We start from the raw sequence: 25,342 nt of genomic DNA, 5'->3' as shown, positions 1-25,342 counted from the left end.
CGCTGCACCCGAGCCTTCCAACGGAGACCTCTTCATGACTGAGACCACACTGCCCCCGAACGGCGGCGCAGGCGACCGCATCGAGCCGGTCGACATCCAGAACGAAATGCAGAGCAGCTACATCGATTACGCGATGAGCGTGATCGTCGGCCGCGCGCTGCCCGATGTGCGCGACGGCCTCAAGCCGGTGCACCGGCGCGTGCTCTACGCGATGTACGACAACGGTTACCGGCCCGATCGCGGTTACGTGAAGTCCGCGCGCCCGGTCGCCGAGACCATGGGTAACTACCACCCGCACGGCGACGCCTCCATCTACGACACCCTGGTGCGGATGGCGCAGCCGTGGTCGCTGCGCTATCCGCTGGTCGACGGCCAGGGCAACTTCGGTTCCCGCGGCAACGACGGCGCCGCCGCCATGCGATACACCGAATGCCGCCTGACGCCGCTGGCGATGGAGCTGCTGCGCGAGATCGACCACGAGACCGTCGATTTCACGCCGAACTACGACGGCCGCTCGCAGGAGCCGGTGGTCCTGCCGAGCCGGGTGCCGAACCTGCTGATGAACGGCAGCAACGGCATCGCGGTCGGCATGGCGACCAATATCCCGCCGCACAACCTCAACGAGCTCGCCGACGCCATCTACTGGGCGCTGGAGAACTACGACGCCGACGAAGAGGCCACCCTTGCCGCGTGCATGGAACGCGTCAAGGGCCCTGACTTCCCGACCGCGGGCCTGATCGTCGGCGGGCAGGGCATCCACGACGCCTACACCACCGGCCGCGGTTCCATCCGCATGCGCGGCGTGGTGGAGATCGAGGAAGACACCCGCGGCCGCACCACCATCGTCATCACCGAGCTGCCGTACCAGGTCAACACCGACAACTTCATCAACTCGATCGCCGAGCAGGTGAAGGACGGCAAGATCGCCGGCATCTCCGATATCCACGACGAGTCCTCCGACCGCGCGGGTATGCGGATCGTTGTGACGGTCAAGCGTGACGCCGTCGCCAAGGTCGTGCTGAACAACCTGTACAAGCACACCCAGTTGCAGACCAGCTTCGGCGCCAACATGCTCTCCATCGTCGACGGGGTGCCGCGCACGCTGCGCCTGGATCAGATGATCCGGTACTACGTCGAACACCAATTGGAAGTCATCGTCCGGCGCACCCGCTACCTGCTGCGCAAGGCCGAGGAACGCGCCCACATCCTGCGCGGCCTGGTCAAGGCGCTCGACGCGCTCGACGAGGTCATCGCGCTGATCCGGCGTTCGGCCAATACCGACACCGCGCGCACCGGCCTGATGCAGCTGCTCGATATCGACGAGATCCAGGCCACCGCCATCCTCGATATGCAGCTGCGCAGGCTCTCGGCCCTGGAGCGGCAGAAGATCGTCGACGAGCTGGCCAAGATCGAGGCCGAGATCGCCGACCTCAAGGACATTCTCGACAAGCCGGAGCGTCAGCGCGGCATCGTGCGCGACGAGCTGGCCGAGATCGTGGAGAAGTACGGCGACGAACGCCGCACCAAGATCATCGCCGCCGACGGCGACGTGGCCGACGAGGATCTGATCGCCCGCGAGGACGTCGTCGTCACCATCACCGAGACCGGTTACGCCAAGCGCACCAAGACCGACCTGTACCGCAGCCAGAAGCGCGGCGGCAAGGGTGTGCAGGGCGCGGGTCTCAAGCAGGACGACCTGGTCAAGCACTTCTTCATCACCTCGACCCACGATTGGCTGCTGTTCTTCACCAACAAGGGCCGGGTGTACCGGGCCAAGGCCTACGAGCTGCCCGAAGCCAACCGCACCGCCCGCGGTCAGCACGTGGCGAACCTGCTGGCGTTCCAGCCGGACGAGAAGATCGCCCAGATCATTCGGATCAAATCCTACGAAGACGCCCCGTATCTCGTGCTCGCCACCAAGAATGGCCTCGTGAAGAAGTCGCGGCTGTCGGATTTCGACTCCAACCGCAGCGGAGGCATCGTCGCGGTGAACCTGCGCGACAACGACGAACTGGTCGGTGCCGTGCTGTGCTCGGCGGACGACGACCTGCTGCTGGTGTCGGCACAGGGCCAGTCGATCCGTTTCGCGGCCACCGACGAGGCGCTGCGTCCGATGGGCCGGGCCACCTCCGGTGTGCAGGGCATGCGGTTCAACGCCGAGGACGAACTGCTCTCGCTCAATGTCGTCCGTGAAGGCACATACCTGCTGGTCGCAACCTCGGGCGGGTACGCCAAGCGCACCGCGATCGAGGAGTACACCGCACAGGGACGCGGCGGTAAGGGTGTGTTGACCATCCAGTACGACACCAGGCGTGGCACGCTGGTCGGTGCGCTCATCGTCGACGACGACGACGAGCTGTACGCGATCACCTCCGGGGGCGGTGTCATCCGCACCGGGGCCAAGCAGGTTCGCAAGGCAGGCCGCCAGACCAAGGGCGTGCGATTGATGAACCTGGGCGAGGGCGATACCTTGCTTGCGATCGCGCGCAACGCCGACGAGCCCGAAGCTATCGGCGACGACACCAGCGATTCTTCCGAGCAATAAACACAGCGGCGGCAACGAACGGATCTGAGGATTGCATTGACCACTCCGAATCAGCCGAATGACGAGCGGCAGCAGACGAACGGCGTGACCGAACGGGTCGCACCGTCACCGATTCCGCCCCGGCCGATCCAACGACCGGAGTCCGAACCGTCCAATGGCGGTCCGGCGGGCGCGAATCCGCAGGCCGGCGCAGGGCCCGCCGCACAGTCGCGCGAAAACGACGACAAGCAGGGCGAATTCGGCTCCGACGGTGCCGACTCGGCGCCGAAGGATGGTGGCAACGCCTCCGATCAGACCGTCCGGATGAACGGTTCCGGTCAAGCGCCGCAGGGCGATTCGGGTGCGCCGAGCGGCAACGGCGGCGGCCAGTCGCGGTACCAGGACGGCTGGTCGGCGCTACCGCAGCGGGAGCCGCAGTCCAACCTGCCGCGGCCCGGGCATTCGCCGGTGGCAGGTCGGCAGGCGCCGTCCGGTGGTGGCGGCCTCGGTAGCGGCGGCGGCCACGGTGGTGGCGGCGGTCTCGGCGGGGGCGTCGGCAATGCCCGCACCACCGCCGACCTCGCGGCCAAGGCGGCCCGCAAGGAAGCGGCGATGGTGAAGTCGGTCGGGCTCGATGGGCCCACCCGCAGCATCTCGCGCCCCGAGCTCACCAAGGACATGCCGGATCTGTCCGAGATCCGGCATCCGCTGCCGCCGGAGAACCCCACCGCACCCAAGCCCGGACCCACCCCGGTCTCGCCCGCGGTGCCGGTCGCGGTCGCCCAGGCTGTCGCCGGTGAGCCGTTGCGCGCCACGGTGCAGATCCGTCGCATCGACCCCTGGTCGACGCTGAAGATCACCCTGGTCATCAGCGTGGCGCTGTTCTTCGTGTGGATGCTCGCGGTCGGACTGCTCTACATCGTGCTCGAGGGCATGGGCGTGTGGGAGCGGCTCAACGACACCTTCACCGAGATGGTCTCGCAGGACAGCGGCGCATCCACCGGGCTGATCGACGCTGGCACGGTGTTCGGCTACGCCGGCGTCATCGGGCTGATCAACGTGGTGCTGTTCACCGCACTGGCCACCGTCGGCACGTTCATCTACAACCAGTGCTGCGATCTGGTCGGCGGCATCCAGGTCACCCTGGCCGACCCGGACTAGGACACACGCGACGGCCGGTACCGAGCCCTCCGACGGGTTCCGGTGCCGGCCGTTGTCGTTACCAGGAGCACGCCGCGCCGCCCGCGGGTCGCTGCCCTCGGCAGCCCGTCTACCAGGCGTTTTGGTCGTAGTCGGCGCGTCGGGTAATCTCTGTTCTCGGTCGTTGCGTTCGGTGCAGTACCCGGCTGAACACAACAACGAACACACGGGCCTATAGCTCAGGCGGTTAGAGCGCTTCGCTGATAACGAAGAGGTCGGAGGTTCAAGTCCTCCTAGGCCCACTCCCGAACATCACAGTAGGGTGGGAACCATGAAAATTCTCCTCACACTCGGTGTCGTGGTCGCGGTTCTCATCGGAATCACCAAACTGCGCCAGCGCAACGACGACGACCTGTGGCACGAGGTCACCACCCGCTGACAACTCGGGCAGCCACCCGGGGCCTTAGCTCAATTGGCAGAGCACTGCCTTTGCAAGGCAGGGGTTAGGGGTTCGATTCCCCTAGGCTCCACTCGAATTCCCTACCCATGCCCACGGAGAGCGTGGGCCGGGGTCTCGTTCCGCGTGTTATTTGGGGGCGCAGCCCCCAAACCCCGCCCGGCGGGCTTCGCCCCCGGACCCCCTTTCAGGTTTGACCCGCCGTTAAGGTGCCTGGCCGGCGGGGCTCGCCCTAGGACCCCCTCTCTGGTTCGGCCCGCCATAAGGTGACGAATCCCAGGTTGGCTCGACGTCAGTGGTGGCGTTCGGCTTCATGGGCACGTGCGCGGTTCACTGATAGCGAGCTGCTGACCACGCTTACGCCGGAGATACACGGACGGCAACTGCTGACCACGTCTGGGGTCGAGGCTAAGAGACGGCGGGATGTCAACCATTCAGGAACCAGGGCTACGGGAGACCGTGGCCAGCCGATCACATGGTCGGCTTCGCTTTCGTGGCGGACGGACGACCGGGCGGGTGCGCCGGGCTCGCTCACAGTTCCGCTTGTCCGGGATGATGAATCTTCCCAGGTCCGGGTGTCTTGCCGGGGATGCTGATGCGGGCTTACCGTTACTGCACTCGACGCGGGCACGGGTGTGGATGGAGGGGCCGATGCGGATCTCGATTCGGGGGAATGGGGACGGGCTGCGGGTTCGGATGCGGTTCGAGGTGAATCGGCGGCGGTGGTTGATCCTGCGAATCATCCTGTGGATACTCGCGATTCAGGGGTTGGTGGTGGGTGCGTGGGCGGTGTTCGCACCGCACTCCTGGTACACCAGCTTTCCAGGGTTCGGGATGCGGTGGATATCGGCGGACGGGCCGTACAACCATCACCTGGCCGCGGATGTGGGGGCGTTCTTTCTCGCGCTGGCGGCTGTGACCGGGGCGGCGCTGTATTACGGGGACAGCTTGCTGGCGCGGGTGGCCGGTCTGGGGTGGTTGGTGTTCGGAGTGCCGCACCTGATCTATCACCTGCTGCACAAGCCGGCCGAAATGAGCGGTGTGAGTTTCACTTTCAGCGTTCTCGCGGCGGCGCTGCTACCCATCCTCGGGTTGGCGGCGATCCTGGTCGCGCCTGCCGAGCGCACCCAGGTGCGTGACCCGGCGCCGCTCAACATCCGATTCAAACGACGCCGGGAACAGTGAACGCGGCTCAGCCGAGGGCTGCTGCCTGCTCGATACGGCGCAGCTGCTCCGGCTCGGGCCAGCTCCTGATCTCGTAGCGGGCCGGCGCGAGGCCGGGCACCGGCGTCAGACCGAGGATCTCGACCACGCGGGCGAAGGGTGCGTCGAACAGGGTGCGCTCCTTGCCGTTGTCGTCGGTATCGCAGAAGACGACGAGATCGGCCTCCGGCAACAGGTAGTCCACACCCTCACCCCACGCGGTGATGGTGCGCGGGCCGTCGCCCGGGTCGTAGTACATCAGCGAGGCGACATAGGCGCTGGAGGAGTCGGTGAGCTCGGCGTCCAGTGACTCGAAATCGAAGTCCTCTTCGAGGATTTCGTTCAACCACTCCGTCTGCGCGGCATACTCGGTGACAGCGAGCCCGCACCGGGCGCGCTGTGCGGCAGGCAGCTGCTCATGCGGCCCGGCCTGATCGAACGGCACTACCCGGCCGTCATCGTCGACGGTGTAGGCCTGCGGACTGAGCGGACGATCGGACTCGCCGTACTGCTCCTCGATCATCTCGAACAGCGAACCGATCATCTCCGGATCATCCGGCGCCACGATCAACGTGTCGACATCCGGCAGGAACGCCACCGGACGGCGGCCGAAGCCGGCGCGCAGGCCCGCCAGCCAACCGGGGACCAGTAGCCAGGAGGTGAAATAGCCGTCGCCGTCGTCGGCGAAATGCAGGACGGAATCGGCCTCCATCTCCGGAAACTGCACCATCGCCGACAGATTCGCCATCGCGGCCTCGAAGACCTCGTCTGCCGACACACCCCAGGCCGCGCGGTGATCGTCGTTGACGATGGTGCGCCGGTCCGGTAGATCGACAGCCACCAGCGCATCCACGAACGGCAGCACGGTGCGCCCGAGCGGCTGATCGGCGGCGGGCACGGTACTGCGGTAGGTCACGGGCCGAAGCACCGGCCGCAGCAGGGGACGGGCGTCGGCCCAGTTCTGGGGAACCTCGAAGTCGGTCACGCCGCACACGCTAGCGGCCGTCTATGACACTTCCTGTCGCTGGCGACAACTACCGCATGTCAAGCGATTTCGGCTCTATTGTCGTATTCGGTGCGCGCCGCCGCGATCTCGCGTTGATGGGTCTCGGTCCAGGTGACCAGCGCCTGGATCGTCTCGTGCAGGCTCCCGCCGAGCGGGGTGAGCTCGTATTCCACGCGCGGCGGAACCACCGGATACACCGTGCGCCGAACCAGCCCGTCGCGTTCCAGATGCCGCAGCGTGCGGGTGAGCATGCGCTGGCTGACGCCGTCGATCTCGCGCCGCAGTTCGGTGAAGCGCATGGTGCGACCGGCCAGCAGCGCGATGGTCAGCAACGACCATTTGTCGGCGATGCGGTCGAGAATTTGCCGCACATCGCAGTCCTCGCGGGTGTCCCACTGTTTCGCCGTGTAGTCGCCGGTATCCGCGCAGTAACCGAGTGACTCAGAAGTGCCGTCTTCCATGGAATCAAATGGTGACCGATGATGCTCTCAGTTACAAGAAGTAACCGACAGGTGCTTTGGGAACCGATGTGGAGGTGGCGTGATGGCCGGCAAAGTGGGGTCGTTCGCGGAGATCGAATCCGAATTCGATGCCTATGTGGGGCGCATCGTGTACGCGACGATGGTGACGGTGGACAGCAAAAACCGACCACGCACCCGGGTGCTGATCCCGGTGTGGGAGAACGTCGACGGCGATCCGCTCGGGTGGCTGGCGACCTACCGGACGCCGATCAAGTCCGCCCACATCGCGCGCAATCCGCACGTGAACTTCTCGTATTGGGCTCAGGGCAGCAATAATTCGGTCGCTATCGACGCGACGGCGCGGTGGATCGACGATCCCGCCAACGGCGTGCACGACCCGCGGACCAGGGAGCGGATATGGCGGATGTACGCCAGCACCAGCCCGCCCGGCGCCGGATATCACCTCGGGCAATTCTGGACCTCACCGGACGACCCGAAACTGCACATCATGCGGTTGGAGCCGTGGCGGATCCGGGTGATCCGCGGACGGGATCTGCGCAGCCGGATCTGGCAGGCGCCGGCCGAGGTGACGGCCGGGCCCGCCGCGGTGGCCCGGTGACAGCTCAGATCGGGCGCTTGGCGATGACTGCCTGCAAGCGGGCGCGATCACGTTCGAGTTTGCGGGCCTCATAGGCGATGGGGAAGTAGCGCAACCGTTCCGGCAGCAGCGGCACGATCCTGGCGATCACCCAGCCGATCGCGCGCAGCTTGCGTTCATCGGATTCGGTCCAGGTCAGGCCGAGCTTGCGGCGGGCGGCCTCGGGCGTGGTGCCGACGGTGACGAAGTATTGCAGCGCGCCGATCGGGGACACCGCCCGCTTCCACACCGGCCGCAGGAATGAAGGCAGCTGCTTCGGTGCGCCGACCGAGCGGATCACCCGCAGATAGTCGTGTGCGGTCTGGGTGGCGACGAGATGGTTCTCCACCCGGTCGGCGAAGAACTTCTCGAAATCGGCGTAGGTGGCCGGGATTTCCTTGGGCGGCACCGAGAAGTTGCGCATGAGCTGCAACGTCTCGCGGTAGTAGTGCTCCTTCTCTTCCTGGGTCAGCGGTCGCTTGGCGAAGTATTTGGCGTTCTCGCTGAAGGCGAAGGTGCCGGTGTGCAGGACCCACGCCCACGGTCCACTCGACAGCGCGCGATGTTTGACACCCGCTGCGTCGGTGGTGTTGAGCGAGGCGTGCATGGCGCGCAGGCGTTCGGTCTCGGCGAGAGCCTCGGGGCCGCCGTAGGTCCAGGTCATCACCGCCGACAGGCTGCGCACCGCGCGACCGACCGGATCGGTGCGGAAGGTGGAATGTTCGTCGACCACGGCGGAGATGGTCGGTTCCATGGTTTGCAGCAGGAACGCGGATCCGGCGGTCAGCGAGAAGGTGACCAGCCCGACTTCCTCCCACATCCGCGTACCGGGACCGAAGGGGCGGCGTTCGGGAAGGGCGGTGGTCCTGGGCACGACCTCGACGGACGCTGTCATGGCGATCTCCCTTGATCGACGATGGAGCAACTGTGAGACAAATATACTCTAACTCTCTCACGTTCGCAGGGTGTGCGCGTCTCTCCGGCGCCCAGCCGGTGGAGCACCGCTAGCGTGCAGGGGTGGATTCTGTACTCGACTACCTGCTCACCGCGCCGGCCGAGGTTGCGCCGCTGAACGATGTGCCGCAGGCCTGGCAGCGGCACCGGGACACCGCCGCGATGTTCGACGTTCCCGTGGACGCCGCCCTGGCCTGCGGGTTCGGTGCGGATCGGCTCGGCTACGCATTCCTGTCCGGATATCAGGCCGCCCTGCGGGCCCTGCTGCCGCAGCTGCCGCCGGAGGAGTTGGTGTCGCTGTGCGCGACCGAGCAGGGCGGCGGGCATCCGGCGGCCATCAGAACCACTGTCACCGAGCGGGACGGGCACTGGCTGGTCGACGGGACGAAGACTTTCGCCACGCTCGGCGAGCCCGCCGACCGGCTGGTGGTGATCGGCAGTGCCGGCACCGATGACAGCGGGCGCAATCGATTGGCCGCCGTGCTCGTGGGCACCGACCAGCCGTCGGTGGCGCGGACTCCGCTTCCCGAGACCCCGTTCATCCCGGAAATACCGCACGCGACGGTCACATTCACCGGTGCGCGAGCTCAGATACTGCCCGGCGACGGCTACTCCGGCTACCTGAAACCGTTCCGCACGATCGAGGACATCCACGTGCTCGCGGCGGCGCTCGGCTGGCTGATCCGGATGGGGCGCCGGGGCGCGGTGGCGCGGTCGTTGCTGGAGCAGTTGCTGGCCGACGCCGCGTCATTGCGCGATCTGGCCCGGGCGCCCGCGAGTTCGCCCGGTGTCCATATCGCGCTGGGCGGTGTGCTGGCCCGTTTCGATGAACTGCCCCGGATGGCGGCGCCGATCTGGGCGGCGGCCGAGCCGGAGGACGTCCGGCGGTGGGAGCGTGATCTGCCGCTGCTGCGGGTTGCCGGAAAAGTGCGGGGGCTGCGATTGGCGTCGGCCTGGCAATCGGTGCACGGCCCCGCTCATTAGTGCCGGAAACGAGGTTCCGCCAATCTGTTCCGGCGGAACCTCGTCCGGACATGAGAGCGGGCCTCGGCGAAGGGGGGGAGTTAGCCGAGGCCCGCGTAAGGTCGGCCCGGGGGGGAGGGGCCGACGAGAACGATCCTACGCGAAGATCCGCGTTTTTGTGTGTATGAGGACAGTCGGTTTCGAAGTTTTTTCGGGGTAATTCACAGGGTTCGGGTTCCGTGGTTGGTGAATCGGACACCCGACTCGATCCCGAGCCGGGCCGCCGATGGCTCTGTGGTTGCCAAAAGCGCAGGCCCGCACCGGTTTACCGGGCTGTATACGCGGTTGTCCAGGGGGTCCGGTGCGATCGGTAAAACATGCCGACCGGTCGCTGTAGCGCCTGCCCGGGGCGCTCCGGCGGCCGCGTGTCGGCGTCGGCGGGGCGAGGCGGTTGCCCGGTAGCTACCGCGATATAGGAAATGTGTCGTACCCCCGTGGCAGCATTCCGCGCGTGGACGACCTCGCCTCGCGAAGCATGCCGTCGTCGGTGTATTTCCGTCTCGGACTACACGGACGCGGTCCGTCCATGCGCCCGAATGAGTACCGGCCCGCGCGGATTCGAGTAGTCCGGTACGCACGACCGCCGGCCCCCGTGCGCGGCATCATCGAATCGGTCGCACCCCGATCCGGTACCCCCGAGCACCGCCCGGATCGAGGTGCGACCTTTTTTCGTTGCCCACCGGTAACCGGGCGGCCGGACAAATCCGATGAAATCGGCCACCCGACGCGCAATACTCACTCCAGGACTGGTCGATCGTCCGAATGGTCTGATCGGCCCGGTTGCCGGCCCCGGCGATTAATTTCCGCACCGCGGGCCGTCATATCAGCAGGTCGCCGAGGAAGCCGGCCACCGACACCGCATGTCATCGGGCTCTACGAACTTCAGGAGAATCATGGGTGACGCAATAGTCGCCGAGGGTCTCGTCAAGCGATACGGCCCGCAGGTCGCCCTCGATGGACTCGACCTGACCGTGCCCGAGGGCACCGTCACCGCGCTGCTCGGTCCGAACGGCGCCGGAAAAACCACCACCGTCCGGGTGCTGACCACGCTGTTGATCCCCGATGGCGGCCGCGCCACCGTCGCGGGCATCGATGTGCTGCGTGACCCGCGGGCCCTGCGCCGCAACATCGGCGCGTCGGGCCAGTACGCGGCGGTCGACGAGTACCTCACCGGCTTCGAGAACCTCGAAATGGTGGGACGCCTGTACCACATGGGCGTCCAACGCAGTAAGGAACGCGCGCGCGAACTGCTCGACCGGTTCCGGCTCAGCGATGCCGCCGATCGCCCGGTCAAGGGCTACTCCGGCGGTATGCGCAGGCGCCTGGACCTGGCGGGTGCGCTGGTCGCCGCGCCACCGGTGCTGTTCCTGGACGAGCCGACCACCGGCCTCGATCCCCGGGCCCGGCTGGACCTGTGGGACGTGATCGAGGAACTCGTGGCCGGCGGCACCACCCTGCTGCTCACCACCCAGTACATGGAGGAGGCCGACCGGCTCGCCGATTCCATCGCGGTGATCGATCGCGGCAAGGTCATCGCCAAGGGCACCGCCGACGAGCTGAAGACGATGGTCGGCGGCGACCGGATCGAACTGACCGTCGACCATGTGGACAACCTGGCCATCGCGCAGCAGGCACTGGCCGGTCTGGCCGACGGCGAGATCCATCTGGAACCGGGCCTGCGGCGCATCATCGTACCGGTCAGCAACGGCTCGCAGGCGCTGGTCGAGGCCGTCGGCAGGCTCAACGACCACAGCGTGAAGATCCACGACGTCGGCCTGCGTCGCCCGTCGCTCGACGACGTGTTCCTCACCCTCACCGGACACGAGGCCGAGGAACTGACCACTGCCGACGATGCGGCCGAGGGCCTCGGCGCGCTGGAAGCCACGGAAGGACAGACCCGATGACCGCGGTCAGCACCACGAAGGTCGTGCCCGATCACGGCCCAGGTCTCGGTGAGCGGCTCTCGACCGTCGTCTCCGACACCATCACCATCACCAAGCGCAACGTCATCAAGATCAAGCGCGTGCCCGATGTGCTGATCTTCAGCACGCTGTCACCGATCATGTTCGTGCTGCTGTTCGCCTACATCTTCGGCACGGCCATCAAGGTGCCGGGACTCGAGGGTGGCTACCGCGAGTTCCTCATCGCAGGCATCTTCGCCCAGACCTGCGTGTTCGGCGCGACGTTCACCGGGCTGAGCCTGGTGGAGGACATGCAGAAGGGCATCATCGACCGGTTCCGGTCGCTGCCGATGGAGCCGGTCGCGGTGCTCATCGGGCGCACCATCAGCGATGTCGTCATCAATGTGGTGAGCCTGGTGGTCATGTCGCTGACCGGCCTGATCGTCGGCTGGCGGATCCGGGGCTCGCTGCTGGACGCGGTCTTGGCCTATGTGCTGCTACTGCTGTTCGCCTACGCGATCTCCTGGATCATGGCCTTCGTCGGATTGATCGTGCGGGCGCCGGAGGTGTTCAACAACGCCAGCTTCATGGTGATCTTCCCGCTCACCTTCCTGGCCAACACCTTCGTGCCGATCGAGGAACTGCCGACGGTGCTGCGCGTATTCGCCGAGTGGAATCCGGTTTCGGCCGTCACGCAGGCGATCCGCGAGTTGTTCGGCAACACCTCGCCGGTGGCGCCGCCGCCGGACACCTGGCCGATGCAGCATCCGGTCGCGACGACCCTGATCTGGGTCGTGGTGATCCTGGCGATCTTCGTCCCGCTCACCCTGTGGCGGTACAAGCGCAGCGTCAGCCGCTGAGGCTCAGCTCTGCGATTCCGCGCCGGCTTCCGTCTCGGGGGTCGGCGCGGACCCGTTTCGGGAGTAGCCGATGCGTGGCGGGGCCGGGGCGGGCTCCGGCGGCAGCGGGCGCTTGGCGCGGGCCAGCCACGCGGCGCCGCCCGCGGCCGCGACGGCGGCAGCGGTCAGAAGCCGATTACGGGAACGCGAAGACAGGTGCAGGGACCTCGAGCTCATGGGTCAACTCTGACACAGACCCGGGCTGCGCGCACCGAGCCCCAGGTCAGCGCGCTGCCGGGACGGTCATGGCACGATGGTCGGGTGACCATGACCGCGTCGGCGCCGCCGGCACGATTCGAATGAGCCGATGAACCCCCAACCTCCCGCGACGACGTGTGTCCGGCACCCGGATCGGGTGACCGGCCTGGCCTGCACCAGGTGCGGTCGCCCCGCCTGCCCGGAATGCCTGCGCCCGGCCTCGGTCGGCCAGCACTGTGTGGACTGCCTGCGCGCTGACAACCGTGGCGCCCCGCAGGTCCGTACGGTGGCGTCGGCGGCTGCGCCACGAGTGCGGATTCCGTATGTCACCTATGCGTTGATCGCGGTGAACGTCGCGGTGTTCGCCATCACCGCGGCGCAATCGCGCAGCCTGATCGACAACTACAACGGCTCACAGCTGTTCCTGCGCTGGGTGATGTTCCCGCCCGCGGTGGCCGATGGCGACTGGGTGCGGGTGATCGGCTCCGGTTTCCTGCACTACGGGCCGATTCATCTGCTGCTCAACATGTTCGCGCTGTATGTGGTCGGTCGCGATATCGAGCTGGTGCTCGGCCGGTCGCGCTACCTCGCGGTGTATCTGGTCTCGCTGCTCGGCGGTTCGGCCGCCGTCATGGTGTTCGCCCAGGACAACCTCACGGCGGGCGCCTCCGGCGCGGTCTACGGCCTGTTCGGCGCCATTACGTTGATCTTGATCCGGCTGCGGCAGAACGCCAACAGCATGTTCATCCTGATCGGCATCAACGTCTTCATCAGCTTCTCGCTGCCGGGCATCTCACTGTTCGGCCATCTGGGCGGGCTCGCCGCGGGGACGCTGGCCACGCTCGGCATTCTGTTCCTGCCCACCTGGTTGAAGGCCGGTTCGACGCGCAGCGCGCAGATCATCGGCTGGTCCGCGGTGGGGGCGGTCACGGTGATCTCGCTGGCCGTTATCGGGGTGAGCGCGGCATCGCTGCTGCCGTGAGGTGGTGCGCCACCTATGCCGGGCGGAATGTTTCACGCGAAACCACGACGGTGCACGGGACCGGTTCGATGCCGTGGCGACCGTGAACGCGGCAACAACGCTCAGGGCCGGGTGATGTCCCCGCTGAGCCGCAGTTGCTCGACGAGGACGTCGTAGACGTCTTCGGGGTGGGTGCCCAGGTCCCAGCGCCCGAAGATGAGCAGTCGCTCGGCGTCGTTGTGGATGAGCTCAATTTCCAGCATCGGCATCCGGCGGCCGAGGCGGCGGTAGTAGACGATGCGGGCCCGCAGGATCTGGTCGGGACGATATTCGGTGGGGCCGGTCAGCGAGCGCACCACCAGGCGCGGATCCGCGCCGGGAATCACCGAGAGCCGGGGGCGCTGCCGGAATCCGAGACCGGCCAAGCCGAGCAGCAGCACGGCGGCCAGACCGATGAGCAAGCGACCGGGCGGATCGTTGTTCAGCACGGCGACCACCGCCAGGACGACGCCACCCACGGTCGCCGCGACCAGCGCGGACATCGGTGTGGTCCACGAAAGACGCGACTCAGGATTCACGATTTCCTCGAGTTGTCCACAGGTTCATCCACAGGTGTGCATGAATGACACGACTGTAATACGGCGGCCGGCAACCGGGCGCTAGCGCCACCTCATGGTCATGATCAGGCCGATCACCATCAGGCCGAAGCCGATGAGGAAGTTCCAGGCGTCGAGGTCGCGCATCCAGCTGATCTGATCGCCCGCGAGGTAGTACACAAGCAGCCACACCAGGCCCGCGAGCATGAATCCGAGCATGATGGCGACGTACCAGACCGGCGACGGACCGACGGCCTTCACCTTCACCGGGGTCCGGCTGGCGGGGGAGCTGGAGTAGTCGGTCTTCTTACGGACCTTGGACTTGGGCATGACGTCCTCGAATTCGGCGAACAGGGCAATACCGGCGTCCCTCCGGTTCTCTCTAGGCTATCCCAACTGGTAATGGATGCGACGGCCTGTGGGTGGGCCACGTAATCTCGAACCATGCGTGTTCTGGTCGTCGACAATTACGACAGCTTCGTCTACAACCTGGTCCAGTACCTGGGCCAGCTGGGCGCGGAGGCCGAAGTCTGGCGCAACGACGACCAGCGCCTGGCCGATCTGGACGCGGTGGCCGCCGAATTCGACGGCATTCTGATCAGTCCTGGGCCTGGCACCCCCGATCGCGCGGGCGCGAGTATCGAGTTGGTCCACGCCGCGGCCCGGCAGCGCACGCCGCTGCTCGGTGTATGTCTCGGCCACCAATCCATCGGCGCGGCTTTCGGCGCCACCGTCACCCGGGCGCCGGAGCTGCTGCACGGCAAGACCAGCGAGGTCTTCCACATCGGCGCGGGCGTGCTGGCCGGGTTGCCCGATCCGTTCACCGCCACCCGGTATCACTCGCTCACCGTCCTCGAAGACACCCTGCCCGACGAGATCGAGGTGCTCGGCCGCACCGAAAGCGGGATCGTGATGGCCATGCGGCATCACGATTTGCCCATCCACGGTGTGCAGTTCCATCCGGAGTCGGTGCTCACCCAGGGCGGGCACCGGATGCTGGCCAACTGGCTCGAGGTGTGCGGCGAGCGGCCCGCCGAGGGCCTGGTGGAGATGCTGGAGGCGGAGGTCGCGGCGCTGGCGATCTCATGAGCCGGCCGTACGTGCTGCTCTCGGTCGCCGCGAGCGTCGACGGCTATATCGACGACGCGAGCCCGCAGCGGCTGCTGCTGTCGAGCGCCGAGGACTTCGACCGGGTCGATCAGCTGCGGGCCGAATCGGACGCCATCCTGGTCGGCGCGCAGACCTTGCGCAGTGACAATCCGCGACTGCTGGTGAACGATCAGGCGCGCCGGGCCGAGCGGGTCGCGTCCGGGAAGCCCGAGTACCCGCTCAAGGTCACGGTGAGCGGGATCGGTGACCTCGATCCCGAGCTGCGGTTCTGGCAGCACGGCGGTGACAAACTGGTCTACACCACCGTCGCCGGGGCAGCTCGGCTCGGCAATCGGCTGGGTGAGTCCGCCGAGGTCGTCGCACTCGGTGAGCGGATCGAGCTGGGCCGGTTGCTCGACGATCTGGGCAGCCGCGGTATCGGCCGGTTGATGGTCGAAGGTGGCACCCGCATCCTCACCGAGTTTCTCGCGGCCGACCTCGCCGATGAACTGGTGCTGGCGATCGCGCCGCTGATCGTCGGCGACGCCGCCGCCCCGCGGGTACTCGAACCGGCCGATTTTCCCGGTGGCGCGCGGCGGCGGATGCGGCTGGCCGAGGTCGGGCGCGCCGGCGATGTCGCGGTGCTGCGCTATTTACCCAAGTCCGGTGATCGGCTCGAGACCGGCGATCTGCCCGAAGCGTGAACGAGGAGGCCACAGTGGGTGCCGCGGCGATAGACCACAGCTGGATGCTGCGCGCGATCAACCTCGCCCGCCTCGCGCCGCGTAGCGAGACCGCCTTCTCGGTGGGCGCGGTGATCGTCGCCGACGGCATCGAGATCAGCTCCGGCTATTCGCGCGAGACCGATCCGAAGGTGCACGCGGAAGAATCCGCGCTGGACAAATTGGCCGCGGATGATCCCCGGTTGGCGGGTGCGACGATCTACAGCACCCTCGAACCGTGTTCGGAGCGCGCCACGGCGACGCGGCTGCCGTGCACCGAGCGGATCCTCCGGGCCGGAATTCCCAGAGTCGTCATCGCCTGGCGGGAACCGGCCACTTTTGTCACCAACTGTGTCGGTGTGGAACGGCTGCGGCAGCACGGCGTCGAGGTGGTCGAACTGCCGGAACTGGCCGAGGCGGCGATGTCGATGAACCGCCACCTCGACCTGTCCTGATCAGCTCAGTGCGTCACGGCCTGCCGTAGACGGCGGTGACGAACTCGCCGAGCTGGTTGTCATCGAGATGCCTGGCGAGATCGGCCTCGCTGATCATGCCGACCAGGCGCTTGTTCTCGATCACCGGCATGCGTTTGACCTGGTGGGTCTCCATTTCGTCGAGCACCTCGTCGACGTCGGCGTCGGCCGAGACCCAGCGGGGCGTCGCTTCGCAGAGCTCGGCGGCGCGAGTGCCCGACGGCGACAGCCCCTGGGCGATGCATTTCACCACGATGTCGCGGTCGGTGATGATGCCGCACATCCGTTCGTTCTCGTCGGCGATGACGAGCGAGCCGACACCGAGTTCGGCCATCACGCGGGCCGCCTGGGCGACCGTTTGATCTCGGGAAATCCACTGAGCGCCGGGCTTCATGATGTCCCTGGCAGTGGTCATCTGGGCTACCTCCTCATAGATTCAGCTGAGCTGATCGGGATGGAGCCCATCAATTGTCGCACCGCACGGACCGACCGGTTCGGTGAATCGAGATCCCGTTCACTCGAATCCTGCAGCCGGTCCGGCGGCTCGGTGGATCACGGCGGGCCGAGCGGAAGCACCCCGGTGTAGATGACGATGGTGCTGTTGCGCCCGACCGAGGAACCGGCCGCCGGCTGCTGGTTGAGCACCTTGCCGACGTTCGCCGAATCCAGCGTGACCTGCGTGTTCTGCACGATCTGGGTGGTGGAGCCCGCCCAGCCGGCCTGCCGCAGCCGGTCGATGGCCTGCGAGGCGTTCAGCCCCACCAGGCTCGGCATGGTGAACTCGGCGCCGAGCGAAACCTGCACCGTGACGGTCGAGCCCTTCTCCGCGGTGGAACCACCGGCCGGGCTGGTCGCGATGACCTCACCCTTCGGCCGGGACGAGACCACCTCCTGGACGACGACCTTGAACTGCGCGCCCTCCACCAGGTTCGGTTCGGCGACCTCGATGTCCTGGCCCACCACATTGGGCACCCGGACCTGCTCGGGCCCGCTGCCGATGGTCACCTTGACGGCCCGGTCGACCTCGACGCTCGCGCCCTCGGCCGGGTTCTGGCCGATCACCTTGTCCAGCTCGGCGGTGCTAGAGGCTTCTTTGTCGACCTGGGGATCCAGCCGCAAACCGATGGCGTTGAGCTTCTGTTCGGCCTCTTGCCTGGTCAACCCGGTCAGCCGGGGCACCTGGATCTGCGCAGGCCCGGTGGATACGTGCAGGGTGATGGTGCTGCCCTCGTCGACGCGGGATCCGCCGAGGGGCTGGGTGGCGATCACATTGCCGGGAGCGACCCTGGCGTCGGGCTTTTCCTGGATGGCGACGTGGAAACCGAGGTCCTCGAGTTTCTGTTCGGCCTGCTGCACCGAACTGTTCGACAGATCCGGGACCGCGACCTGGTCGGGCTTGCTGCCCGGCCCGATCAGCACCCAGAACAGAGCGATCGCGACGATCACCGCGGCCACCGCGCCCAGCGTCAGATAGGCGGTGCGCCGCTGACTGGGCGGGTCCACCGGCTCCTGTTCACCGGTGTCGTCATCGTCGCGGTAGGCACGGTCGTGGTTGTCGACGGTGTGGTACGAACGCGGCGCCGGTTCCTCCGAGCCGAGGATGGTGGTGCGGTCCTCGTCGGTCATCACCATCGGCGCGCTCGGCTTCTGCCCGCCGAGCACCCGGATCAGGTCGGCGCGCATCTCGGCGGCGGTCTGGTACCGGTTGGCGGGGTTTTTGCTCATCGCCTTGAGCACCACCGAATCCAGTTCGCGTGGCACCCCGTCGTGCACCAGCGAGGGCAGCCGGGGATCCTCGCGCACATGCTGGTAGGCCACCGCGACCGGCGAGTCGCCGGTGAAAGGCGGTTCGCCGGTGAGGATCTCGAAGAGCACGCAGCCCACCGAGTACACGTCCGAGCGGGCGTCGACGGATTCGCCGCGCGCCTGCTCCGGCGAGAGGTATTGCGCGGTACCGATGACGGCGGCGGTCTGCGTCATCGGATTGGCGGCGTCGGCGATGGCGCGGGCGATGCCGAAGTCCATCACCTTCACCGCGCCGGACCGGTTGATCATGATGTTGGCCGGCTTCATATCGCGGTGCACGATCCCGGCCTTATGGCTGAAATCCAGTGCGGCGCAGACATCGGCGATGATCTCCATCGCCCGGCGCGGCGGCAGCGGGCCCTTGCCGCGCACGATATCGCGCAGCGTCTCGCCGTCCACGTACTCCATCACGATGTAGGGCAGCGGGCCGCCGTCGACCTCGGCCTCGCCGGTGTCGTACACCGCAACGATGGCCGGATGATTCAACGCGGCCGCGTTCTGCGCCTCCCGTTTGAAGCGCAGATAGAAGGTGGGGTCGCGGGCCAGATCGGCGCGCAGCACCTTGATCGCCACATCCCGGCTCAGTCGCAGGTCGCGCGCCTTGTGCACCTCCGACATCCCGCCGAACCCGATGATCTCGCCCAGCTCGTACCGGGAGGAGAGATTCTTCGGGGTCGTCATGGCAGTCCTTGCTGGGAAGTCGCCGGCGTGCTGCTGTCGGTGACGACTGGACGTCGGGCACCGGGAATCTCGGGCAATGGTATGTCGACGGTCGGCACGCGCCTACCGGTGGTGGTCGGCTGTGTCGAGGTGCGCTGAACGGTCGTGGTCGGCTCGGTCGTCGTCGATTCCGTCGTGGTCGTTTCGGTGGTCGTCGACGTCGGCGGTTCGGTGGTGGTGGTCGGCGGCTGCGTGGTGGTGGGCTCCTCGGTGGTGGTCACCGGGGGCGGCACCGGCCGCACGGTCGTGGTGACCGGCGGTGGCAGCGGCTTGGGGGTATGCGGGGCGACCGTGCTCGACTCGATCGGCCGGTTCGGATCGGGGTTGGTGTCGCCACCGAACAGCAGCCAGATCACCAGGCCGCCGAGCACCACGGCGCCGACACCGAGCCCGGCCATCCACTTCTGGGTGGAGGTCAGGCCGCCTTTGTGATTCTCGGGCGGCATCGGCGCGTGCCCGGAGGTGGGAGCGGCGCCGACCGTGGTCGGAGTCGCCGCGCCGGTCGCCGCCGCGGTCGGATAACGCACGGTCGCGCCGTTGTCGTAGGCGGGCTGGGCCGAGGGCAGCACCACCGTCGGGCCGGGCGGCAGCACCCGGGTGGCGCCGGTGGGCGCGGGTCCGGTGCCCATCCCGCGCGGCGGCGGTGGCCTGCGACCGGCACGTACCGCGGCGACGGCGTCGGCGAACTCGCCGCCGTCGGCATAGCGCTGGGCGGGGTCCTTGCCGATGGTGATGTCGATCAGTTCGCGCACGTTGGGCGGCAGATCCGACGGCATCGGCGGCGGTGTCTCACGCACATGCTTCATCGCGACGGTGATCGCGCCGTCGCCGCTGAACGGCCGCTGACCGGCCAGTGCTTCGTAGCCGACGATGCCGAGGGAGTACACGTCGCTGGAGGCGGTGGCGTCCTCGCCGACGGCCTGCTCCGGTGCGATGTACTGCGCGGTGCCCATCACCATGCCGGTCTTGGTCACCGGTGAGGCGTCCACTGCCTTGGCGATGCCGAAGTCGGTGATCTTCACCTGCCCGGCGGGGGTAACCAAAATATTGCCGGGCTTCACATCGCGGTGCACCACACCGGCGGCGTGCGCCACCTGCAAGGCTCGGCCGGTCTGTTCGAGCATGTCCAGGCCCTGGGCCACCGACAGCCTGCCCAGCCGGTTCAGCACGGTGTTCAGCGGTTCGCCCTGCACCAGCTCCATGACCAGGTAGGCCACCTCCCCGCCCTGCGGGTCGACGGTCTCGCCGTAGTCGTAGATGCCTGCGATGCCGGAGTGGTTGAGCTGCGCGGTGGTCTTGGCCTCGGTGCGGAACCGGTGCCGGAAGGTGGGATCGGCCGAGAACTCCGACTTGAGCACCTTGACCGCCACCCGCCGGTCGAGACGGGTGTCGAGGGCTTCCCAGACCTGGCCCATACCGCCGGTGGCGATCAGCCGCTGCAGCCGGTACCGGTCCGCGATCATCGCACCGTTGTTCAGCATCGGTTTCCCCGCAGATTCACTCGCACATCCATCTCGTTCAGCGCCCTTGCAGGCCCGCGTCCAGTACCGCGCGGGCTACCGGCGCGGCGACCGACCCACCGGTTGCCGCCTCCCCGCGGTCACCGCCGTTCTCCACGATGACCGCGATCGCGATCTTCGGGTTCTGCGCGGGCGCGAAGGCGATATACCAGGCATGCGGTGGGGTATTACGCGGGTCCGAGCCGTGTTCGGCCGTTCCGGTCTTGGACGCGATCTGGTACGGCCGCCCGCCACCGCCCTTGGTGTTCTGTTCGGAGGCGACCATCAGGTTGGTCACGGTCGACGCTACCTGGGCGCTCACCGCCTGCCCGACCGACACCGGTGTGGTTTCCGACAGCACGCTCAGATCGGGGCCCTGCAGCTGGTCGACCAGGTACGGCTCCATCCGCACGCCGCCGTTGGCGATGGTCGCCGCGATGACCGCGTTGTTGAGCGGGGTCAGCGCGACGTCACGCTGGCCGATGCTGGTCTGGCCGAGCGCGGCGTCGTCGGGGATCGGCCCGACGGTGCTCTCGGCGACCGGGATCGGCACCCCGCGATGCGGGCCGATGCCGAAGGCGGCGGCTTCGTCTTTCAGATTCGAGGCGCCCACATCGACACCGAGCTCGACGAACGCGGTGTTGCACGACATCCGGAACGCGTCGTACAGCGAGGCAGTCGGGCCCGGACCGCAGGTGGTGCCGTTGTAGTTCTCCAGCGTGGTGCTGGTGCCCGGCAGGGTGATGTTCGGCGCCGCGGTGAACTGGCTTTCCGGGGTGGCGACCCCGTTGGACAGCGCCGCCGCGGTGACGATCACCTTGAAGGTGGACCCGGGCGGATAGGTCTGGGAGACGGCGCGATTGAGCATCGGCTGGTTCGGATCCGAGCTGAGCTGCTCCCAGGCCTTGGTGCCCTGGGCGCCGTCGTGGCCCGACAGCAGGTTCGGGTCGTAGCTCGGCGTGGACACCATCGTCAGGATCTTGCCGGTGCTCGGCTCGATCGCGACCACCGATCCGGTGTAGCCCTTGCTGGTCAGCTCGTCGTAGGCGACCTGCTGCATGACCGGGTCGATGGTGGTGACCACATTGCCGCCGCGCGGGTCGCGTCCGGAGAACAGATCGACAAGGCGGCTGCCGAACAGCTGGTTGTCCGAGCCGTTGAGCACCGGATCCTCCGCGCGCTCGAGCCCCGTGCTGCCGTACTGCATCGAGTAGAAGCCGGTCACGGGTGCGAAGGCCGACGGCGCGGTCGGGTAGGTGCGCAGGTATTTGTAGCGGTCGTCGGTGGCGACCGAGCTGGCGAGCACGGTGCCGCCGGCCGAGATCTGGCCGCGTTGGCGCGAGTACTCGTCGAGCAGCACCCGGGAGTTGCGTGGATCGGCGCGCAGATCGTCGGCCTTGATGACCTGGACGTAGGTGATGTTGGCCAGCAGCGCGACGACCATGACCATCACCGCGACGGCGACCCGGCGTAGGGGAGTGTTCACTACCTCGGCCCCCCTTCCTGACGGTTCTGATCCCGCCGCATCATCTCGGTCGGCGCCTCGGCGATCGGCGGCGGTGCGACTTCCTTCTTGCGGACCGGCGCGGGCGCGCGGGCCGCGTCGGAGATCTTGATCAGCAGGGCCAGCAGCGCGTAGTTGGCCAGCAGCGACGAACCACCGTAGGACACGAACGGTGTGGTCAGACCCGTCAGCGGGATCAGCTTGGTGACGCCGCCGACCACCACGAACAGCTGCACCGCGATGGTGAACGACAGCCCGGCGGCCAGCAGCTTGCCGAAGCTGTCGCGCACCGCGAGCGCGGTGCGCATACCGCGGGTGATGAACACCAGGAACAGGATCAGCACCGCGGTCAGGCCGATCAGGCCCAGTTCCTCACCGATGGTGGTGACGATGAAGTCGGTCTTGGCGAAGGGCACCTGTGAGGGCCGGCCGCTGCCGAGGCCGGTGCCCGCCAGTCCGCCGGTAGCGAGCCCGAACAGCGACTGCGAGATCTGGTAGCCGGTGTTGTTGTAGTCGTCGAAAGGATGCAGCCAGGTTTCCACCCGCACCCGCACGTGCCCGAACAGCTGATAGGCGAAGACGAATCCGAGTGCGAGCAGCCCGCCGCCGATGATCAGCCAGCCCACCCGCTCGGTGGCGATGTAGAGCATCACCAGCACGGTGCCGAAGATCAGCAGCGAGGTGCCGAGATCCTTCTCGAACACCAGCACCCCGATGCACACGATCCACACCGCGAGGATCGGGCCGAGATCGCGGGCCCTGGGGAACTCCATGCCGAGGAAATGCTTGCCCGCGGCGGTGAACAGATCGCGCTTGGCCACCAGCACCGAGGCGAAGAAGATGATCAGCAGGATCTTGGCGAACTCGCCGGGCTGCATGCTGAAACCCGGCAGCCGGATCCAGATCTTGGCGCCGTTGGTTTCGGAGAATCGGCTCGGCAGCAGGGCCGGGATCGCCAGCGCGACCAGCCCGATCAGGCCGAGGGTGTAGCTGTAGCGGGCCAGCGTGCGGTAGTCGCGCAGCACGATCAGCAAGGTGATGAACACGATCGTGCCCAGCGCCGTCCACAGGATCTGCTGGGTGGCGTCGGGGGAGGGGATCGGCCAGTCGTTGTAGGCCGCGGTCTGCTGATCGGCCAGGTCGAGTCGGTGGATCAGCACCAGGCCGAGACCGTTGAGCAGCGCGACGATGGGCAGCAGCAGCGGGTCGGCGAAGGGGGCGAAGCGACGGATCGCCAGATGCGCGATCGCGAACAGAGCGAGGTAGGCCAGACCGTACTTGGCGATATCCCAGGTGATCGACTGCTCCTGGCTGGCCTCGACCAGGAACAGCGACGCGGTGGTGACCACTGCCGCGAAGCCGAGCAACAACAGCTCGTTGTTGCGTCTGGTGCTCGGCGCAGGCGCGGGAGCGAAGCCGCCCGGGGGACTCGGATAGGCCCCGGCGGACGGTGGTGCCGGTGCGGACATCAGTCCGTCACCCGGCAGTTCTCCCCCGCGGTCTGGGGCTGGGTCGGCGGAGCCGTGGTGGTCGGCGGCGCGGGCGTCGGGGTGGCCGAGGCCGGCGGCGCGCCTTCACCATTGGGTGCCGGAGCCGGGGGCGGCGCGGTGGTGGTGGTCGGAGCGGGCGCGGTCGGCGGAACAACCGGCGGCGCGACGACACCGGGCTGCGGCACCGAGCTCTTGGTGTCGCACGGCGGCAGCAGTTCCCGGTCGGCCAGCACGGCCATCTGGTCCTTGGCCTTGTCCAGCGAACCGGGCGGCAGGCCCTTGTCCACCTGATCGCGTCCGGTCTGCTTGAGGTCTTCGACCTTCAGCTCCTGGCAATCGGCGGGCATGTCCGCATCGGCGCCGACCAGCGTCAGCTTGCCGTCGGCGGCGACACAGCCGACCAGGTCGACCTCATGGATCGAATAGCCGAGGATCGAGCCGGGCAGCCCGCGCATGACGACGACGCGATCGTTGTCGGCGCCGACGTAGTAGTTGGACCGGATCATCTTGTACCCGACCAGCAGGCCGACGCCCACCGCTGCCACCAGCGCGACCGCGAGCAGAATCCAGCGCAGCTTATGCGATTTCGCCGCGGGCGGCGGTTCCGGCGCGGTGGCGGCCCGGCGCGGCGCCGCACGCGGCGGGCGCATGGCGGCGGCCCGGCCCGCGGCGGTGTTAGGCGGCGGAGTGTCCTCGTCCTGGCCGGACGCCGCGCCCGCCACGATGGGATGGCTCTGCCCGTAATCCAGATCGATGACGTCGGCGACGACCACCGTGACGTTGTCGGGCCCGCCGCTGCGCAGCGCGAGTTCGATCAACCGGTCGGCGCATTCGTCGGTGCTGCCCTCGCGCATGGTGTTGGCGATGGTCTCATCGCTGACCACATCCGAGAGCCCGTCCGAGCACAGCAGGTACCGGTCGCCTGCGCGCGCCTCCCGCATCACCAGCGTCGGCTCGATCTCGTTACCGGTGAGCGCCCGCATGATCAGCGAACGCTGCGGATGAGTGTGTGCCTGCTCCGGGGTGATCCGGCCCTCGTCGACCAGTGATTGGACGAAGGTGTCGTCCCTGGTGATCTGGGTGAGCTCGCCGTCGCGCAGCATGTAGGCGCGCGAATCGCCGATGTGCACCAGGCCGAGTTTCTTCCCGGCGAACAGCATGGCGGTGAGCGTGGTGCCCATGCCGTCGAGCTCGGGTTCCTCCTCGACCTGGTCGGCGATGGCCGCGTTGCCCTCACGGGTGGCGCGGTCGAGCTTGCCGAGCAGATCGTCGCCCGGTTCGTCGTCGTCGAGGTGGGCGAGCGCCGCGATCATCAGCTGCGAGGCCACTTCGCCCGCCGCGTGTCCGCCCATGCCGTCGGCGAGGGCGAGCAGGCGGGCACCCGCGTACACGGAATCTTCGTTGTTGGCCCGGACCAGACCGCGGTCGCTGCGCGCTGCGTAGCGGAGAACAAGTGTCACGATCGGAGCTCGATCACAGTTTTGCCGACCCGGACGGGAGCGCCGAGCGGAACACGGACAGCGGTGGTGACCTTCGCGCGGTCGAGATACGTACCGTTCGTCGAGCCGAGATCCTCGACGTACCAGTCGTCACCACGCTGTGACAGCCGCGCATGTCTGGTGGAAGCGTAGTCATCGGTGAGTACCAGCGTGGAATCGTCCGCACGGCCGATCAGCACCGGTTGGGTGCCGAGGGTGATGCGGGTGCCGGCTAGTGAACCTTGAGTCACCACAAGATATTTGGCGCCCTTCTGGCCTCGGCGCAGGGACGGCAGTACCGCGGGACCGCGCGCGGCCCTCGGCTGGACCCGGATGCCGGAGGCCGCGTAGATGTCGCTGCGCAAGGTTCGCAGCACCGCCCACACGAACAGCCACAACAGCAGCAGGAAGCCCGCACGGGTCAGCTGCAGGATCAGTCCCTGCACGGCGCTCCACCTCCTGTTCGACCGTGTGTCGGTGCCGTAGGTGTGGTTCGACCCACCCCCACCGCTGTGCTGGTCTTGCCGGCTCCGTATGCGGTGCCTCGCGTGTGTGGGCACATCATAGGGCCGTCAGCCGATACGGACACGCCACGACCGCC

General features: G+C 67.5%; 25 protein-coding genes and 2 tRNA genes. 14 read left to right on the top strand and 13 right to left on the bottom strand.

What is annotated here, in order from left to right; genetic code table 11:
• Positions 1 to 34 precede the first annotated feature (34 nt).
• The 6 genes from gyrA to FEK34_RS12260 all read left to right on the top strand — a co-directional run bounded on the left by gyrA (position 35) and on the right by FEK34_RS12260 (position 5,306).
• Positions 35 to 2,545, top strand: coding sequence for a DNA gyrase subunit A (gyrA, locus tag FEK34_RS12280; protein WP_138447947.1), 2,511 nt, complete (start codon positions 35 to 37; stop codon positions 2,543 to 2,545).
• Between the two features lie 36 nt (positions 2,546 to 2,581).
• On the top strand, positions 2,582 to 3,685 hold the full coding sequence (locus FEK34_RS12275) for a DUF3566 domain-containing protein (RefSeq protein WP_138447946.1): 1,104 nt from the start codon (positions 2,582 to 2,584) through the stop codon (positions 3,683 to 3,685).
• A gap of 207 nt (positions 3,686 to 3,892) precedes the next feature.
• Positions 3,893 to 3,966, top strand: a tRNA-Ile gene (locus tag FEK34_RS12270).
• Between the two features lie 29 nt (positions 3,967 to 3,995).
• Positions 3,996 to 4,103, top strand: a complete 108-nt coding sequence (locus FEK34_RS30410; RefSeq protein ID WP_212748746.1) for a DLW-39 family protein — start codon at positions 3,996 to 3,998, stop codon at positions 4,101 to 4,103.
• Positions 4,104 to 4,121: 18 nt separating this feature from the next.
• A tRNA-Ala gene (locus FEK34_RS12265) sits at positions 4,122 to 4,194 on the top strand.
• Between the two features lie 578 nt (positions 4,195 to 4,772).
• Positions 4,773 to 5,306, top strand: coding sequence for a hypothetical protein (locus FEK34_RS12260; protein WP_249359033.1), 534 nt, complete (start codon positions 4,773 to 4,775; stop codon positions 5,304 to 5,306).
• A 7-nt stretch (positions 5,307 to 5,313) separates the two neighbouring features.
• Here the strand turns inward: FEK34_RS12260 and FEK34_RS12255 are convergent, their stop codons facing one another.
• Positions 5,314 to 6,309, bottom strand: a complete 996-nt coding sequence (locus FEK34_RS12255; RefSeq protein ID WP_138447945.1) for a hypothetical protein — start codon at positions 6,307 to 6,309, stop codon at positions 5,314 to 5,316.
• Positions 6,310 to 6,368: 59 nt separating this feature from the next.
• The gene (locus FEK34_RS12250; protein ID WP_138447944.1) at positions 6,369 to 6,791 is read right to left on the bottom strand and encodes a winged helix-turn-helix transcriptional regulator; all 423 of its coding nucleotides are present in this window, start codon (positions 6,789 to 6,791) and stop codon (positions 6,369 to 6,371) included.
• 82 nt (positions 6,792 to 6,873) lie between these two features.
• Between FEK34_RS12250 and FEK34_RS12245 the strand changes: the two genes are divergently transcribed.
• Positions 6,874 to 7,410: a pyridoxamine 5'-phosphate oxidase family protein gene (locus tag FEK34_RS12245; protein ID WP_138447943.1), complete on the top strand. Its 537-nt coding sequence runs from the start codon at positions 6,874 to 6,876 to the stop codon at positions 7,408 to 7,410.
• A gap of 4 nt (positions 7,411 to 7,414) precedes the next feature.
• Here the strand turns inward: FEK34_RS12245 and FEK34_RS12240 are convergent, their stop codons facing one another.
• Positions 7,415 to 8,323, bottom strand: coding sequence for an oxygenase MpaB family protein (locus FEK34_RS12240; RefSeq protein ID WP_138447942.1), 909 nt, complete (start codon positions 8,321 to 8,323; stop codon positions 7,415 to 7,417).
• Between the two features lie 122 nt (positions 8,324 to 8,445).
• On the opposite strand from FEK34_RS12240, the gene FEK34_RS12235 reads away from it, so the two are divergent.
• The 3 genes from FEK34_RS12235 (at position 8,446) to FEK34_RS12225 (ending at position 12,166) form a co-directional block, all read left to right on the top strand.
• On the top strand, positions 8,446 to 9,366 hold the full coding sequence (locus FEK34_RS12235) for an acyl-CoA dehydrogenase family protein (protein ID WP_138447941.1): 921 nt from the start codon (positions 8,446 to 8,448) through the stop codon (positions 9,364 to 9,366).
• A gap of 932 nt (positions 9,367 to 10,298) precedes the next feature.
• Positions 10,299 to 11,309, top strand: a complete 1,011-nt coding sequence (locus FEK34_RS12230) for an ATP-binding cassette domain-containing protein (protein WP_138447940.1) — start codon at positions 10,299 to 10,301, stop codon at positions 11,307 to 11,309.
• Entirely contained in the window at positions 11,306 to 12,166 is an 861-nt protein-coding gene (locus tag FEK34_RS12225; protein WP_138447939.1) for an ABC transporter permease, read from the top strand. Before FEK34_RS12230 ends, FEK34_RS12225 begins: the two co-directional genes overlap by 4 nt.
• A 3-nt stretch (positions 12,167 to 12,169) precedes the next feature.
• Here FEK34_RS12225 and FEK34_RS12220 read toward each other — a convergent pair whose 3' ends face one another.
• Positions 12,170 to 12,382, bottom strand: coding sequence for a hypothetical protein (locus FEK34_RS12220; protein ID WP_138447938.1), 213 nt, complete (start codon positions 12,380 to 12,382; stop codon positions 12,170 to 12,172).
• A 130-nt stretch (positions 12,383 to 12,512) separates the two neighbouring features.
• Between FEK34_RS12220 and FEK34_RS12215 the strand changes: the two genes are divergently transcribed.
• The gene (locus FEK34_RS12215) at positions 12,513 to 13,385 is read left to right on the top strand and encodes a rhomboid family intramembrane serine protease (protein ID WP_138447937.1); all 873 of its coding nucleotides are present in this window, start codon (positions 12,513 to 12,515) and stop codon (positions 13,383 to 13,385) included.
• 101 nt (positions 13,386 to 13,486) lie between these two features.
• On the opposite strand, the gene FEK34_RS12210 is transcribed toward FEK34_RS12215, so the two are convergent.
• Positions 13,487 to 13,906 carry a PH domain-containing protein gene (locus FEK34_RS12210; RefSeq protein WP_249359031.1) on the bottom strand — a complete coding sequence of 140 codons (420 nt, stop codon included), beginning with the start codon at positions 13,904 to 13,906 and terminating at the stop codon, positions 13,487 to 13,489.
• 117 nt (positions 13,907 to 14,023) lie between these two features.
• On the bottom strand, positions 14,024 to 14,290 hold the full coding sequence (gene crgA, locus FEK34_RS12205; protein WP_014348321.1) for a cell division protein CrgA: 267 nt from the start codon (positions 14,288 to 14,290) through the stop codon (positions 14,024 to 14,026).
• Between the two features lie 114 nt (positions 14,291 to 14,404).
• On the opposite strand from crgA, the gene FEK34_RS12200 reads away from it, so the two are divergent.
• Genes FEK34_RS12200 through FEK34_RS12190 form a run of 3 tightly spaced genes read left to right on the top strand, consistent with a single transcriptional unit; the run spans position 14,405 to position 16,226 of the window.
• On the top strand, positions 14,405 to 15,049 hold the full coding sequence (locus FEK34_RS12200) for an aminodeoxychorismate/anthranilate synthase component II (protein ID WP_036531446.1): 645 nt from the start codon (positions 14,405 to 14,407) through the stop codon (positions 15,047 to 15,049).
• Positions 15,046 to 15,753: a RibD family protein gene (locus FEK34_RS12195; RefSeq protein WP_138447935.1), complete on the top strand. Its 708-nt coding sequence runs from the start codon at positions 15,046 to 15,048 to the stop codon at positions 15,751 to 15,753. The genes FEK34_RS12200 and FEK34_RS12195 overlap by 4 nt, the downstream gene beginning before the upstream one ends.
• A 14-nt stretch (positions 15,754 to 15,767) precedes the next feature.
• Positions 15,768 to 16,226, top strand: coding sequence for a deaminase (locus FEK34_RS12190; protein ID WP_249359030.1), 459 nt, complete (start codon positions 15,768 to 15,770; stop codon positions 16,224 to 16,226).
• A gap of 13 nt (positions 16,227 to 16,239) precedes the next feature.
• On the opposite strand, the gene FEK34_RS12185 is transcribed toward FEK34_RS12190, so the two are convergent.
• From FEK34_RS12185 to FEK34_RS12155, 7 genes are all read right to left on the bottom strand, one after another.
• Positions 16,240 to 16,659, bottom strand: coding sequence for a CBS domain-containing protein (locus FEK34_RS12185; protein WP_138447934.1), 420 nt, complete (start codon positions 16,657 to 16,659; stop codon positions 16,240 to 16,242).
• 137 nt (positions 16,660 to 16,796) lie between these two features.
• Positions 16,797 to 18,731 carry a Stk1 family PASTA domain-containing Ser/Thr kinase gene (gene pknB / locus FEK34_RS12180; protein ID WP_138447933.1) on the bottom strand — a complete coding sequence of 645 codons (1,935 nt, stop codon included), beginning with the start codon at positions 18,729 to 18,731 and terminating at the stop codon, positions 16,797 to 16,799.
• On the bottom strand, positions 18,728 to 20,251 hold the full coding sequence (locus FEK34_RS12175) for a protein kinase domain-containing protein (RefSeq protein ID WP_138447932.1): 1,524 nt from the start codon (positions 20,249 to 20,251) through the stop codon (positions 18,728 to 18,730). The genes pknB and FEK34_RS12175 overlap by 4 nt, the downstream gene beginning before the upstream one ends.
• Before the next feature lie 37 nt (positions 20,252 to 20,288).
• Positions 20,289 to 21,755, bottom strand: coding sequence for a peptidoglycan D,D-transpeptidase FtsI family protein (locus FEK34_RS12170; protein ID WP_138447931.1), 1,467 nt, complete (start codon positions 21,753 to 21,755; stop codon positions 20,289 to 20,291).
• Positions 21,755 to 23,242: an FtsW/RodA/SpoVE family cell cycle protein gene (locus tag FEK34_RS12165; RefSeq protein ID WP_138447930.1), complete on the bottom strand. Its 1,488-nt coding sequence runs from the start codon at positions 23,240 to 23,242 to the stop codon at positions 21,755 to 21,757. The genes FEK34_RS12170 and FEK34_RS12165 overlap by 1 nt, the downstream gene beginning before the upstream one ends.
• Positions 23,242 to 24,723, bottom strand: a complete 1,482-nt coding sequence (locus FEK34_RS12160; RefSeq protein ID WP_138447929.1) for a PP2C family protein-serine/threonine phosphatase — start codon at positions 24,721 to 24,723, stop codon at positions 23,242 to 23,244. The genes FEK34_RS12165 and FEK34_RS12160 overlap by 1 nt, the downstream gene beginning before the upstream one ends.
• On the bottom strand, positions 24,720 to 25,187 hold the full coding sequence (locus FEK34_RS12155; protein ID WP_014348331.1) for an FHA domain-containing protein FhaB/FipA: 468 nt from the start codon (positions 25,185 to 25,187) through the stop codon (positions 24,720 to 24,722). Before FEK34_RS12155 ends, FEK34_RS12160 begins: the two co-directional genes overlap by 4 nt.
• Positions 25,188 to 25,342 lie beyond the last annotated feature (155 nt).

The sequence above is a fragment of the Nocardia cyriacigeorgica genome (genome assembly GCF_005863245.1).
Classification (GTDB): domain Bacteria; phylum Actinomycetota; class Actinomycetes; order Mycobacteriales; family Mycobacteriaceae; genus Nocardia; species Nocardia cyriacigeorgica_C.
The sequence above is the reverse complement of the archived record's forward strand: the minus strand, read 5'-3'. Positions and strand labels throughout refer to the sequence as shown.